The organism is Nostoc sp., from assembly GCF_036918015.1.
GTDB lineage: Bacteria > Cyanobacteriota > Cyanobacteriia > Cyanobacteriales > Nostocaceae > Nostoc.
The window spans coordinates 1-12236 of sequence record NZ_JBALEO010000023.1 but is presented as its reverse complement, the minus strand read 5'-3'; the positions used below and the strand labels follow the sequence as shown (position 1 = coordinate 12236).

16 protein-coding genes and 1 pseudogene are annotated in these 12236 nt (G+C 40.5%); 13 read left to right on the top strand and 4 right to left on the bottom strand.

Going from position 1 to position 12236, the window contains the following annotated elements:
• Positions 1-121: 121 nt before the first annotated feature.
• Both V7K61_RS05815 and V7K61_RS05810 read right to left on the bottom strand, forming a co-directional pair.
• Entirely contained in the window at positions 122-358 is a 237-nt protein-coding gene (locus V7K61_RS05815) for a hypothetical protein (RefSeq protein ID WP_335051772.1), read from the bottom strand.
• A 38-nt stretch (positions 359-396) separates the two neighbouring features.
• Positions 397-3018 (bottom strand): tetratricopeptide repeat protein, encoded by a 2622-nt coding sequence (locus V7K61_RS05810; RefSeq protein WP_442936295.1) that lies wholly within the window; start codon positions 3016-3018, stop codon positions 397-399.
• Positions 3019-3201: 183 nt separating this feature from the next.
• Here V7K61_RS05810 and V7K61_RS05800 point away from each other — a divergent pair, with 183 nt between their 5' ends.
• The 12 genes from V7K61_RS05800 to V7K61_RS05745 all read left to right on the top strand — a co-directional run bounded on the left by V7K61_RS05800 (position 3202) and on the right by V7K61_RS05745 (position 10052).
• Complete coding sequence (locus V7K61_RS05800) at positions 3202-3429, top strand: type II toxin-antitoxin system HicB family antitoxin (protein WP_335051771.1); 228 nt, start codon at positions 3202-3204, stop codon at positions 3427-3429.
• A gap of 32 nt (positions 3430-3461) precedes the next feature.
• Positions 3462-3716 (top strand): hypothetical protein, encoded by a 255-nt coding sequence (locus V7K61_RS05795; protein WP_335051769.1) that lies wholly within the window; start codon positions 3462-3464, stop codon positions 3714-3716.
• 9 nt (positions 3717-3725) lie between these two features.
• On the top strand, positions 3726-3968 hold the full coding sequence (locus V7K61_RS05790) for a hypothetical protein (protein WP_335051766.1): 243 nt from the start codon (positions 3726-3728) through the stop codon (positions 3966-3968).
• 221 nt (positions 3969-4189) lie between these two features.
• Positions 4190-4666: a hypothetical protein gene (locus V7K61_RS05785; RefSeq protein WP_179071838.1), complete on the top strand. Its 477-nt coding sequence runs from the start codon at positions 4190-4192 to the stop codon at positions 4664-4666.
• A gap of 285 nt (positions 4667-4951) precedes the next feature.
• Entirely contained in the window at positions 4952-5230 is a 279-nt protein-coding gene (locus V7K61_RS05780; protein WP_335051764.1) for a hypothetical protein, read from the top strand.
• A gap of 569 nt (positions 5231-5799) precedes the next feature.
• Entirely contained in the window at positions 5800-6540 is a 741-nt protein-coding gene (cysE, locus tag V7K61_RS05775) for a serine O-acetyltransferase (RefSeq protein WP_335051762.1), read from the top strand.
• A gap of 122 nt (positions 6541-6662) precedes the next feature.
• A complete protein-coding gene (locus tag V7K61_RS05770; RefSeq protein WP_069070444.1) occupies positions 6663-6893 on the top strand; it encodes an Asr1405/Asl0597 family protein in 231 nt (76 codons plus the stop codon).
• A 307-nt stretch (positions 6894-7200) separates the two neighbouring features.
• On the top strand, positions 7201-7398 hold the full coding sequence (locus V7K61_RS05765; RefSeq protein ID WP_334897333.1) for a DUF2949 domain-containing protein: 198 nt from the start codon (positions 7201-7203) through the stop codon (positions 7396-7398).
• Between the two features lie 367 nt (positions 7399-7765).
• Entirely contained in the window at positions 7766-8899 is a 1134-nt protein-coding gene (nifV, locus tag V7K61_RS05760) for a homocitrate synthase (RefSeq protein WP_335051760.1), read from the top strand.
• Positions 8886-9173 (top strand): nitrogen fixation protein NifZ, encoded by a 288-nt coding sequence (locus tag V7K61_RS05755; RefSeq protein WP_094349913.1) that lies wholly within the window; start codon positions 8886-8888, stop codon positions 9171-9173. The genes nifV and V7K61_RS05755 overlap by 14 nt, the downstream gene beginning before the upstream one ends.
• On the top strand, positions 9148-9351 hold the full coding sequence (gene nifT / locus V7K61_RS05750) for a putative nitrogen fixation protein NifT (RefSeq protein WP_181928102.1): 204 nt from the start codon (positions 9148-9150) through the stop codon (positions 9349-9351). The genes V7K61_RS05755 and nifT overlap by 26 nt, the downstream gene beginning before the upstream one ends.
• A gap of 158 nt (positions 9352-9509) precedes the next feature.
• Complete coding sequence (locus tag V7K61_RS05745; protein WP_335051758.1) at positions 9510-10052, top strand: (2Fe-2S) ferredoxin domain-containing protein; 543 nt, start codon at positions 9510-9512, stop codon at positions 10050-10052.
• 465 nt (positions 10053-10517) lie between these two features.
• Here the strand turns inward: V7K61_RS05745 and V7K61_RS05740 are convergent, their stop codons facing one another.
• The gene (locus tag V7K61_RS05740) at positions 10518-11150 is read right to left on the bottom strand and encodes a hypothetical protein (protein WP_335051756.1); all 633 of its coding nucleotides are present in this window, start codon (positions 11148-11150) and stop codon (positions 10518-10520) included.
• Positions 11147-11989: a ParA family protein gene (locus V7K61_RS05735; RefSeq protein ID WP_335051754.1), complete on the bottom strand. Its 843-nt coding sequence runs from the start codon at positions 11987-11989 to the stop codon at positions 11147-11149. Before V7K61_RS05735 ends, V7K61_RS05740 begins: the two co-directional genes overlap by 4 nt.
• Positions 11990-12084: 95 nt before the next feature.
• On the opposite strand from V7K61_RS05735, the pseudogene V7K61_RS05730 reads away from it, so the two are divergent.
• A pseudogene (locus V7K61_RS05730) lies at positions 12085-12236 on the top strand (IS630 family transposase); the annotation flags it as partial.

Genomic DNA, 12236 nt, shown 5'->3' with positions numbered 1-12236 from the left:
ATTTTTTCTAACTCATCAAAAAATTCATCAACCGAGAGTTATAAAAAAGGCAGAGCGATCGCACTTCTCAACTAAAATAGTCCTCAAGCTACTTAGCCTCGAAACCATTATGCAGAGCGTCTTAACAGGGTTTCTTCTCGGTCAAAAAGCCAAGTTTTTGTTGGAAAAACCCAAGGCTGAGGACTTGGTTTTTCTCAAATAGTGGTGATTGATTGCACATATCCCTTGGTATAACTAGCCGTGGCTTATGGTTGTAGGAAGAGTGAGCCTGCTGTGGGGGAAATTGCGATCGCTCGGCATAGACCCAGATAATCTTGATTAATCTATGATCGCCATAATTTTTCCATTTTGCGAACAATAAATATTACTGACTTTTTGAAGAAGTTGGCGATCTGGTTATTTCTCAAGCTGTTTAATGCGGTTTAGAGCATCTTGATAGTTGCTTTCTTTTCCTTGTTGCTTATACAAATCGGCAGCTTTACGAAAATGTCTAATTGCAGCTTGCTTATGTCCTAAAGCAGAGCGAGCTATACCCCGGTTGTGGTAAGCATCTGCATAGTTGGGATTAATTTTGATGGCTTGAGTGAAATCTTCAATTGCTGCTTGTTTGTCTACTAAAGCATAGTGAGCTTTACCCCGCAAGTAGTAAGCATCTGCATCGTTGGGATTAATGTTGATGGCTTGAGTGTAGTCTTCAATTGCAGCTTGCTGATCTCCTAATCGACCGCGAGCTAAACCCCTGTTGTAGTAAGCATCTGCATAGTTGGAATTAATTTTGATGGCTTGAGTGTAGTCTTCAATTGCAGCTTGCTGATCTGTTAATCGACCGCGAGCTATACCCCGGTTGTTGTAAGCATCTGCATCGTTGGGATTAATTTTGATAGCCTGAGTGTAGTCTTCAATTGCAGCTTGCTTATCTCCTAATTCATAGCGAGCTAAACCCCGGTAGAAATAAGCTAGTGCATCGTTGGGATTAATTTTGATAGCTTGAGTGTAGTCTGCAATTGCTGTTTGCTTATCTCCTAAAGCAGAGTGAGCATTACCCTGGTTATTGTAAGCACCTGCATAGTTGGGATTAATTTTGATAGCCTGAGTGTAGTCTTCAATTGCAGCTTGCTTATCTCCTAATTCCGAGCGAGCTAAACCCCGGTTGTTGTAAGCGTATACAAAGTTGGGATTAATTTTGATGGCTTGAGTGAAATCTTCAATTGCAGCTTGCTTATCTCCTAATTCACCACGAGCTACACCCCGGTTGCAATAAGCTAGTGCATCATTGGGATTAATTTTGATAGCCTGAGTGTAGTCTTCAATTGCAGCTTGCCTATCTCCTAATTTATAGCGATCTACACCCCTATTGTGGTAAGCGTATACAAAGTTGGGATTAAGTTTGATGGATTGGGTGTAGTCTGCAATTGCTGTTTGCTTATCTCCTAAAGCAGAGTGAGCATTACCCCGGTTATTGTAAGCACCTGCATAGTTGGGATTAATTTTGATAGCCTGAGTGTAGTCTTCAATTGCAGCTTGGTGATCTCCTAATTGATAGTGAGCTAAACCCCGGTAAAAATAAGCTACTGCAAAATCGGGATTAATGTTGATGGATTGGGTGTAATCTGCAATTGCTGCTTGCTTATCTCCTAATTCCGAGCGAGCATTACCCCGGTTGTGGTAAGTACTTGCATCGTTGGGATTAAGTTTAATGAATTGGGTGTAATCTTCAATTGCTGCTTGCTGATCTCCTAATTCATAGCGAGCATTACCCCGGAGGTTGTAAGCGTATACAAAGTTGGGATTAATTTTTATAGCTTGGTTGTAATCTTCAATTGCTGCTTGCTTATCTCCTAATTCAGAGCGAGCTAAACCCCGGTTGTAGTAAGCACTTGCATGGTTGGGATTAATTTTTATAGCTTGGTTGTAATCTTCAATTGCTGCTTGCTTATCTCCTAATTGATAGTGAGCATGACCCCGTTTGTAGTAAGCGTCTACATAGTTGGGATTAATTTTGATGGCTTGGGTGTAATCTTCAATTGCACCGCTAAAATCTTTGTTGTTGTATTTTTCTAATCCTTCTTTATAGTAAGTATCAACACTTTTCTGTTTTATTTTTACTGGATTTGTCTGTCCTAGCAAATAAACAGACTGTGAATTTAACGCTTTTAAAAGTTCCTCAGCCGATTGATAACGCTGTTGGTGTTCTTCTTGCAACAATTTATCCTGCATTTGCCCAAATTCTTTACTCACTGGTTGCTGTAAATGCTTTCTCCAAGTACTAACCCAACCATAACCTTGTCGTTTCCACAACTCCCAAGGGTGAATTCCACTCAACAGGTGAAAGCAAGTTGCACCGATACTATATAAATCACTGGCTGGATAAGCTTCACCTCCCTGCATTTGTTCTAATGGCGCATAACCAAAAGAACCGATCGCTGTTCCTACTTGCGTGATCACCGTTGCTGTCAATTGTTTGGATGCCCCAAAGTCAATTAGTACCAACTTCCCATCACCGCGACGAATAATATTCTCTGGCTTAATATCGCGGTGAATGACTTTCTGTTGATGAACTGTTTTGAGAATATCTAATAAATCAAGCAATAATTCTCTGACTTTTTGCTCGTTGAAAATTCCCTGCTGTTGTAATTCCGCTAATAAATTCTGCCCGTCGATAAACTCCTGCACTAAATACAGGCGATTATCTTCATTAAAATACGCCAAAAGTGTGGGAATTTGCGGATGTTTGCCTAACTGTTGTAGTCGCTTTGCTTCTTGATCAAATAGTTCTGTAGCCTTGTTGAGTGATGCTGTTCCCTGTACTTGGGGTGCAAATTGTTTGATAAGACAAGGCTCATTGAGTTTGTCTATATCTTCTGCTAAATAAGTCTTTCCAAATCCCCCGCCACCTAATGTTTTTATCGGGCGATAGCGGTTTCTCAACACTACCAGTCTTACACCGCAGTTGAAGCAAAACATTGTGCGATCGGGATTCGGCGGATTGTGGCAAGCTGGATTGAGGCAGCAGGTCATAAACTGTGCTTTTATTGGCAAAATGTAATTATTATCGCTTCACTATAAGCTATTCATCTCAGAAATCGCAAAATAGTAGATAACTGGTAAAGATGGTAGCGATGCCAAACCTTATTTGGAAAAGCAAGTCAATGAAGCACTAGAAGAACTAAATAAAATTAAAGAAGACGAGGAGACAGAAGAATGAAATATACAATCGTGATTCAATGGTCAGAAGAAGACCAATGTTATGTGGTTTTGTTACCTGAGTTTACGGATATAATGCAGCCTTGCACTCACGGAGAGACTTACGAAGAAGCTCTTAAAAATGCTCAAGAAGTTTTAGAGATGCTGATTGAGTCATCTTTGGCTGATGGTGAACTTCTACCAGAGCCAAAAACATTAGAAAACGCTATAAAAGTGGCGTTGTAAATCAGTAAAATTAAATAAAAATAGGTAATCTCATGACTACATCTATAAATACAGCCAAAGTCTACGATGAAATTATAGAGTTTATTGCTGGTGGAACCACTCCCCAAAGTGTTATCGATTTCAAACTCTCGGATGCAGCTAAAGACCGTTTAGAGGATCTCGTTTACCGCGCAAAAACTGAGGGTCTTACAGGAAGTGACGAGCGAGAGTTAAATCATTTCCTGACGCTAGAGCATATTATGCTACTAGCAAAAGCAAAAGCTCGTCAGTACATCAGCGCGGAGTAAGTATTCAAAGTGTCTCCTCCATATATTAATGCAGAATTGCGGCGTTTAGTTAGCGATCGCGCCGAGCATATTTGCGAGTATTGTCTCGTTTCTGAAGGTGTAGGTTGGGTTGAGGAACGAAACCCAACATTTATCGGGTTTTGTTGGGTTTCACGACCTTCAACCCAACCTACAAATTTTCTAAAACTGTTGAAGGAGGCAGAAGGCAGGAGGCAGGAGGAGCAATTCAGAAGGGGATTCGACCCCTCCTGAATTGAAGCCACTGAATTCTTATTCAGTGGGGGTCTTAAACCCTTGCTCCCTTCGGTCGCAGCAGGAGGCAGAGGGCAGTTTTCCTCCTGCCTCCTGCCCTCTGCCTCCTGCCTTCCTCGATAAATAAATAGGTTATGATGTGCGATCGCATCCACCAATGGGAATTATATACTTAGCAACTATTGCTACGTCACCATTAGAACTCCCAAGGTAAATATACGATGGCATATCAAAATATTGCAGCCACCCTTTCGCCACAAGATATCCAAGAAATTAAAGCCGCGCTACAGACAGTCCAAAGAAAGATGCCGTTTCTGATTACTCTCAGCACTGAAGAACGGCGTAAGTTAGTAAAAATGGGCGATAAAAGCCTAGCCTTTGTGAACAATAGCATTACTGCTGCTCAGTCGAACCGCGAAATCCTTCCAGCAACTTTTGACGTTGAGGAACTGGTTCAAGATTATCAATTAGCAGCTGCGCTTACCGAACTTTTAACCTCAATGCAGCAACTTACCGAACAGGTAGATGATACCCTAATGGCTGTCGGTAGTGAGGCGATGACTAGCAGTTTGACTGTTTATGATTACGTAAAGACTGCATCAAAAAAGACTCCAGGTTTAAAAACTGTCGCTGAACAGTTGGGCGAACGCTTTAAGGCTATTGGTAAAGGTAAATCTGCAAAAACTCCCGTCTCTTGAGAAATTAATACTCTTCGGCGAGTCTCATATCATTTCAAAAATCTTTGTGATATGGTGCTTCTCGCTTGTATGCAATACACTTTGACCTCTCTCCAAACCTCTCTCCTAAAAGGAGAGAGGCTTTGAATTTTACTCCCCTTCCCTCGTAGGGAAGGGGTTGGGGGTTAGGTCTTTATTGGACTCAACACAGAAGCGCTATAAATAAATTTGCTGTAGGGGTGTACAAATGTACGCCCCTATTTTGTTCATCCACCTTTTATCTCCGTCAACGAGTCTTTGAACTGGATGAATCCACCTTTTATCTCCGTTGACGAGTATTTGAACTGGATGAATCCACCTTTTATCTCCGTTAACGAGTATTTGAACTGGATGAATCCACCTTTTATCTCCGTCGTCGAGTATTTGAACTGGATGAATCCACCTTTTATCTCCGTTAACGAGTATTTGAACTGGATGAATCCACCTTTGATCTCCGTCAACGAGTATTTGAACCGGATGAATCCACCTTTTATCTCCGTCGTCGAGTATTTGAACTGGATGAATCCACCTCTACAGGTTTCTTGAGTAGGGGCGCTATGAGAATATTTACCTATTCTGCTGTTCTAAGATTTTGCGATCGCTATTCCCACACATCTATATAATAAGAAAACAGTTACGATGAGCGATAACTATATTTTGAAACGTATACATACATACAGACAGCAAATCCTAAAAGAAAATAAAGAAACCTGTCTTTCGCCTATCCAAATAATAAGATACTAATAGTAATAGGATATACAGAAAATAGATTTATAGCCTTACCAAATTCATATTTGAGTGCATCTGAGTACAGCTTAATATATTGCAAAATATCTTGATAAAATCTTAGCAAATGCTTACGGGTAAAGTTTCTTGTAGCGTGAACAGAAATTCTTAACCCCTGCCCCAAAAATACTAGTACCCCTATCATTAAATACTAGTACCCCTACCCCAAGATAAATTTTAAGTTTATCTGGAGTCGGGGTTTCGGCATTTGAGTACAACCTTAATCAATCCAATAAATCCAATCAGCATTGGGTTTTCTATCGAGTTGGATGTCACCTGATATAAGCATAAAAATAGCAGATGACTCTTTTACCAGATAGACATTACCGATGCAACAGTCTTTAGACAGTATTAGCGATTCCCCAAGTACCAAAACGCAGGATTCTGCCCGTACATCCATGCTGAAAAATCTCCTCTCTGGCGTTTTTTTTGAGCCATTATTGAGTGATTTTCGCATTATTTTTGAGCGCGATCCAGCAGCACGGAATTGGCTAGAAGTGGTGTTTTGCTACCCTGGATTGCACGCGCTATGTTTGCATCGTCTTGCTCACTGGTTACATGGTCGAGGAGTCGGTTTTATCCCCCGCTTAATTTCTCATTTAGGGCGATTTTTGACAGGAATTGAAATTCACCCAGGTGCAGAGATTGGTGAGGGCGTGTTTATCGACCACGGAATGGGAGTAGTCATTGGCGAAACTGCGATCGTGGGCGACTATACACTGATTTATCAGGGCGTCACCCTTGGCGGAACTGGTAAAGAAACTGGTAAGCGTCATCCCACAGTCGGCAAAAATGCAGTGATTGGGGCGGGTGCAAAAGTTTTGGGTAATCTGCAAATTGGCGATCGCGTCCGTATTGGCGCAGGTTCCGTTGTCTTGCAGAATGTCCCCAGCGATCGCACTGTTGTGGGAATTCCCGGTCGAATTATTTCTCGCAACGAAAGCGCCAGCCTTTCTCCTTTAGAACATGGAAAGCTACCCGATGTGGAAGCAACCGTGATTCGTTCTTTGCTCTCGCGCATCGAGCAACTCGAAAAACAACTGCAAACTTTAGGCGTTAAGAGTCATTAGTCATTGGTCATTGGTCATTAGTCATTAGCAAAGGACAAAGGACAACTGACAAAGGACAACCAACAAATGACAAAGGACAAAGGACAACTGACAAATGACAACTGACAAAGGACAAATGACAAATGACAAATCACGTTTTGCAGATTCCTTTGAGCGATCGCTGGCGAATCTATCACCGTTTGCAAGAGTTAAAAATTAATTGCTCTTGTCCCCCTGATGGCTCTTTACGGGTGCAAGTGAACAATTTGCTGGAAGTAATTCTAATTCGTAGTACAGTTATGCAACTTCTTGCTTCTCGTCACGAATTATTAGAATGGCTAGAGCGTTGCTGGCGTTACAGTGATGAGTCATGATTATTTCAAAAAGACCTAATTCAGAGATGATTAATCTTGAATTCATGACGCAAGTACTGGACTTCATCCTTTTTGTCCATAGATGCACAAAGCTCAAATAGGTTTAGAGTTTGAAGCTACTGTCCGCTAGCAGAATTTGTTGCAGACTGAGATGGATTAGATGGGGTTGAGATTTTGTTTCTTCTAATAAATTTGAAATTCCCCTGACATATAGCAACAAATTAGAAAGGCGAAATTCTCAAATATAAATTGGGATTTCTGATTTTTAATTTTTTACCAAATTAAGAAATTGAAAGTTCAATCAATTATGGCGACTCGGAACAGAGATATAAAACTACTCAATTTTTTGCACAATGAACTTGAACTTTCAAATGCTGATATTGCTGTAGCTCTGCGACACCGTGAATTAGAAAATGGCCCACTACCGATGCTCCTCTGGCAGTATGGTTTCGTTGATTTGGAGCAGCTAGGAAAGATATTTGATTGGCTAGCAGACCACAGTTAGCTAGTTTCCCTTAGCTTTAAGTAGCATTATCTGCCTAAATTACACCCAAATGCACTAAAAAAGATGAGGTTACGAAGATGATTACATCCTTAATTGCTGGATTTTGTGTATTACTTTGTTCGGGATTTGCTAATAGTTATATTAGTTCATTGCTACTCGAAGACATTTCAACTGACATCGGTAAAAACGATTAGTAATTTATACATTGTTTTAGTTCCCTGTCATACAGATGTGATGCTAATAATGGGGCAATAATTAAGGATCATGTATCCTACATTATGAATTGTGATATTTTTAGCATTTACCATCACGAGGGATTGTAGAGGGAAAGGATATTAAGAATACTTCCAAGAGAGGGATATTTGCAATGAATCAAATCATAATTAATGACACTACATTACGTGATGGCGAACAAGCAGCAGGTGTTGCCTTTACTCTACAAGAAAAAGTAGCGATCGCGAAGTTTCTCGATGCTATTGGTATACCGGAATTAGAAGTGGGTATACCGGCAATGGGCGACGAAGAAACCCGTGCGATCGCTGCAATCTCTGACTTGGGTTTACAAGCAAAACTCTTGGGCTGGAACCGCGCTGTCATCTCAGATATCAAGGCTTCCATCGCCTGTGGTCTGAATCGGGTGCATATTGCCATTCCCGTCTCTGGTATCCAAATTGCCACTAAATTTCATGGTCAGTGGCGAGTCAGTTTACAAAAACTCAAAGACTCAATCCACTTCGCCCTCGATCAAGGTCTTTGGGTAGCAGTTGGCGGAGAAGATTCTTCCAGGGCTGATGAGAACTTCCTCTTAGATGTAGCACTTTATGCCCAAGAATGGGGCGCATCCCGTTTCCGTTTCTGCGACACTGTAGGAGTTCTCGACCCCTTCACCACCTACACCAAAGTCCAAAGGCTGGTTTCAGCGTTGACGATTCCCCTAGAAATCCACACGCATAATGATTTTGGTATGGCAACTGCCAACGCTCTTGCTGGTATTAAAGCCGGAGCTTCATCAGTGAATACCACAGTTAACGGATTGGGTGAACGGGCAGGAAATGCAGCTTTAGAAGAAGTTGTCATGGCGATCAAACGCATCTACGGCGTTGATTTGGGCATTGACACACCCAGTTTGCTGGAACTGTCTCAACTAGTTGCAGCCGCATCAGGAGCCGATGTACCACCTTGGAAAGCGATCGTTGGCGAAAATACTTTTGCTCACGAATCAGGCATCCATGCTCACGGGGTATTGCAAAATCCCATCACCTACGAACCATTTGCACCCGAAGAGGTCGGTTGGGAACGGCGTTTAGTAGTAGGTAAACATTCTGGACGGCATTTAGTTGCTAACTTGCTAGAACAGCATGGAATTTTCTTGAACTCTCAAGAAACCCAATCTGTTTTAGATGCAGTACGCCATCAATCGGTACAGAAAAAACGCAGTTTGACGACAGAAGAATTGTTGAATTTGGTCAGAGAACAGAGGTACTCTCATGCAACGCGATGAATTAGAACTAAACTTGCCACCTGCTTTTGAAATTGGTGAAAAAGTCAGAGTTCGGAAACTGCTAAAAAACGATGGTACCTTTCCCGGTAAGGAAGTCGGCCAAGTTTTAGTGAACAAAGGAGATATCGGTTACATAGCGAGCATAGGTACATATTTGCAGACTTCCTATATCTATGCTGTGCATTTCTTAGAAACAGGGTTTGTCGTCGGCTGTATGAAAAAAGAACTAGAATCTGTTGAGGAATCTCATGAAAGTAATGCTACGGATGAATGATGCCGGCACTTTAGTAGTTTACGTTGCTAAAAAAGACCTGGAAGAAGAAGTCGTCAAACAAACCGATGGAAGTGATGGCAAGATTCTCACCCTAGCAAATGGTTGGGAATTAGAATTTCGTGATTTGCCAGACACAGCAAATTTACCTCAAACAGTAGAAGCTAAACGCCTCGCTTAAAAATAGTTAGGAGTTAAGAGTTATGAGTTGGAAGTTAATAGTTATGAGTTAAGAGTTATGAATTATTAACTCTTAGCTCCTCATTTTTAATTCCTCACTCCTAACTCCTCACTCCTAACTCTTCGCTTTAACTCCCCACTCCTAACTTTTTATCAATCATGGGTAACAAGTATTTGACGTTATCAGAATTGAACCTTGAGGGACAGTTACTAGGTTTTGTTGGTGGTGAACCAGGAAAATATAAATACTTGCAATTGGCAGTTCCATCTGGAGATGTGGAAATTAAACTGCCTAAAGAGTTGCGTCGGTTACTAAGTTCATCCCTAGTTCCTGGTCAGCAACTTCGCATTTGTGGTCATAGTGAGATAGACTCGCGCACAAGTAAAATTAAAATCAAAGCCTATCGAGTGACACCAATTGATGTGTGTCCAAAGCAAGATTTACCACCTCAACCTAAAGCGAGGATTATGGTATGTCAAAAGGGCGGTTGCCTGAAACGTGGTGGTAAAGGTTTATTATCAGAATTAGAAAAAACTTTGTGCGATCGCGGTTTGTTAGACAAAGTTACTATTGAACATACAAGTTGCCAAAAATGCTGTGGCAGCGCTCCCAACTGTGTTTTGCAGCTTGGTAAAAAGAAATACAAGAATATTCATCCTGATGCGATCGCAACTTTGCTAGAAAGTCACTTAACAGAGTAATAATCTTCTCTAGCTATTCTTAAAATAATACATAAATTTGTAGGGGTAAAAATTTCACCCCTATTTTTTGCTGGTATTGTCTGTGTAGCACCGTAATTATTTACTCCCCCCTCTGCAAAATGGTCGAAACCCCTGATTTATCGTTGAGAGATAGGGAGGAGTGTGAAAGGTTACATAGCACCCTTGTTAAAGGCTAAGTTATTACTGCTGCTACTCATTTCGATAAACATCTCTTCGATGTCCGACTCTGACAACTTTAACTATCAGTACATCATCTCAATGTTAAATCAGTGGACGTTTATTCATAGATTTTGACTATAAATTGTCATGCTAGACTACAACACACCTAAGTATCTTCCTTCCTCAGAAGAGCTACCTTGCTCCAACGATACCCCTCTGGATAATGACTACAAAATTGAGAACGTTTTGGTGAATTGCCTGAATAGATAGCTCACTAAATTTAATTTAGTCTTCTTGTTTTGTTTGCCGCTCTTTATCTAAAATTATATTTGCCCAAGCTTCAAAGCTGCGATCATTTTGGGGCAAAACTGGCATCAGTGCATCAAGTTTTGTCTTTAATTCCTCAATATTCAAAGATAATAAATCCTTAACAAGAGGAATGATTGCCTTGTTGCGAGAGGTTGCCTTTATTGTTGATAAGCCTGTATCTGATGTAAAATTCCGAATATCTTGCAGAGTTGGTAAGAGAGTTCTGTTTATCAGGCTATGATAAAGATTGACAAGCAATGCTGATTTCTCAGGATCTGTTTTCTCTAGCTCCTTTAAAAATGACGGATAAGAGACACTTGCAGGTAAACTGCCTTTTGCTGACTCACTCTCTTTTTTTTGAGATGTTTTAGCTTTTTTAATTAATGATGAGCGAGGTTTTTTCAACCTTTGATTACTTGCTGTTGGCTTTATTTGCTGAGTTATACCTTTTGAAGTTATTGTATTCGTACTTGAGAGAACCGAAACTAAGTGTTCTATAAATTTTGGCGAGGACAAAAGCTCGGCAAGACTCTTAGAAAACTCTGGACTGTGCTTGTTGAGCAGTTTAGCAATTTCTACTAGTAGTTCAAATTCTGGTTTATCTGTCACAGACTAATCCTCTTAGCAAATTCTTCTGCAAAGTTCATAAAACGTGCTTTTTGAACTGTACGAGCATATGAAGTGCTAATAATAGGCTTACCTTCCCTTGCACCTTTAGGAAATGATTTGGAGTAAGGAACCTCTGCTTCAAATACATACCAACCCTGTTTAGAAGCTAAATCTCGTACCATGTTTTTTGATAATTGTTCTTCTGGATAGTAATTCTCTGCGGCATTAAAAACCACTCCCGCAAGACTCAAATTATGCTCCTCATTTTCGTTTTTGAAATCATTCATTGAATTTACTAGAAGGGGTAATCCGATAGCAGCAAGATATTCTGGTTTAACTGGAACCAGCAGATAGTCGCTTGCAAGATATGCAGCTGTCGTTAGGACTGACTCAGTTGGAGCACAGTCAATCAGTATTAAATCATAATCATTTTCAATCTTGGCAAGTATTTTAGAAAGTTGCTTCTCCTTCTGTGCTGGGTTTTTCAGAGAGAAAGCTAGTTCAAGCCTTGATGGAACCAGGTCTATCCTACTGTCAGTGACAAAAGTAACAACATTATGGATGAGTTTGTGTGGATCAATAATTCTACTCAGTCCTGTTGGTGTGCGTGTGTTCTGTTCCAGAATGTCCCACGTAGTTGGTTTACCTTGATTGAGTATTGTCTTATATTTACTAACTCCCAGTAAATATTGGCTTGCATTGAATTGAGGGTCAAGATCAACAACTAAGATATTCTTTGCCCAATGGGTATATGCAGCAAAGTGCCAAGCAAGATTTACAGTGAGGGTTGATTTGCCAACCCCACCCTTCATATTGATGATAGAAACTTTTTTAGCCATGTAGATTATGTTTAGACTTTAAAATATGTTTGGTCTAATAAGCTAATGGGCACTTAAGTTGCATAATAAGAACATGAAGATATTTAAAAGCAACTATGCCACCACCAGCCAAAAACTTTTTAACGACGGAACAAGTCACACAGCTACAGGAAGCTCTAAAAGAGAGCGACCAACCGCATGTTAGAGAAAGAATTCTAATTATTTTGCTTCAGAATGATGGTAAACCGCAACATGAAATTGCTAAATT

What these genes read in the sequence shown, in the direction of transcription:
- V7K61_RS05745 (WP_335051758.1), top strand. Translation starts at nt 9,510, where the DNA reads ATGGGTAACAAGTATTTGACGTTATCAGAATTGAACCTTGAGGGACAG.
- nifV (WP_335051760.1), top strand. Translation starts at nt 7,766, where the DNA reads ATGAATCAAATCATAATTAATGACACTACATTACGTGATGGCGAACAA.
- V7K61_RS05800 (WP_335051771.1), top strand. Translation starts at nt 3,202, where the DNA reads ATGAAATATACAATCGTGATTCAATGGTCAGAAGAAGACCAATGTTAT.
- V7K61_RS05735 (WP_335051754.1), bottom strand. Translation starts at nt 11,989, where the DNA reads ATGGCTAAAAAAGTTTCTATCATCAATATGAAGGGTGGGGTTGGCAAA.
- nifT (WP_181928102.1), top strand. Translation starts at nt 9,148, where the DNA reads ATGAAAGTAATGCTACGGATGAATGATGCCGGCACTTTAGTAGTTTAC.
- V7K61_RS05795 (WP_335051769.1), top strand. Translation starts at nt 3,462, where the DNA reads ATGACTACATCTATAAATACAGCCAAAGTCTACGATGAAATTATAGAG.
- V7K61_RS05770 (WP_069070444.1), top strand. Translation starts at nt 6,663, where the DNA reads ATGACAAATCACGTTTTGCAGATTCCTTTGAGCGATCGCTGGCGAATC.
- cysE (WP_335051762.1), top strand. Translation starts at nt 5,800, where the DNA reads ATGCAACAGTCTTTAGACAGTATTAGCGATTCCCCAAGTACCAAAACG.
- V7K61_RS05810 (WP_442936295.1), bottom strand. Translation starts at nt 3,018, where the DNA reads ATGACCTGCTGCCTCAATCCAGCTTGCCACAATCCGCCGAATCCCGAT.
- V7K61_RS05785 (WP_179071838.1), top strand. Translation starts at nt 4,190, where the DNA reads ATGGCATATCAAAATATTGCAGCCACCCTTTCGCCACAAGATATCCAA.
- V7K61_RS05780 (WP_335051764.1), top strand. Translation starts at nt 4,952, where the DNA reads ATGAATCCACCTTTTATCTCCGTTGACGAGTATTTGAACTGGATGAAT.
- V7K61_RS05765 (WP_334897333.1), top strand. Translation starts at nt 7,201, where the DNA reads ATGGCGACTCGGAACAGAGATATAAAACTACTCAATTTTTTGCACAAT.
- V7K61_RS05755 (WP_094349913.1), top strand. Translation starts at nt 8,886, where the DNA reads ATGCAACGCGATGAATTAGAACTAAACTTGCCACCTGCTTTTGAAATT.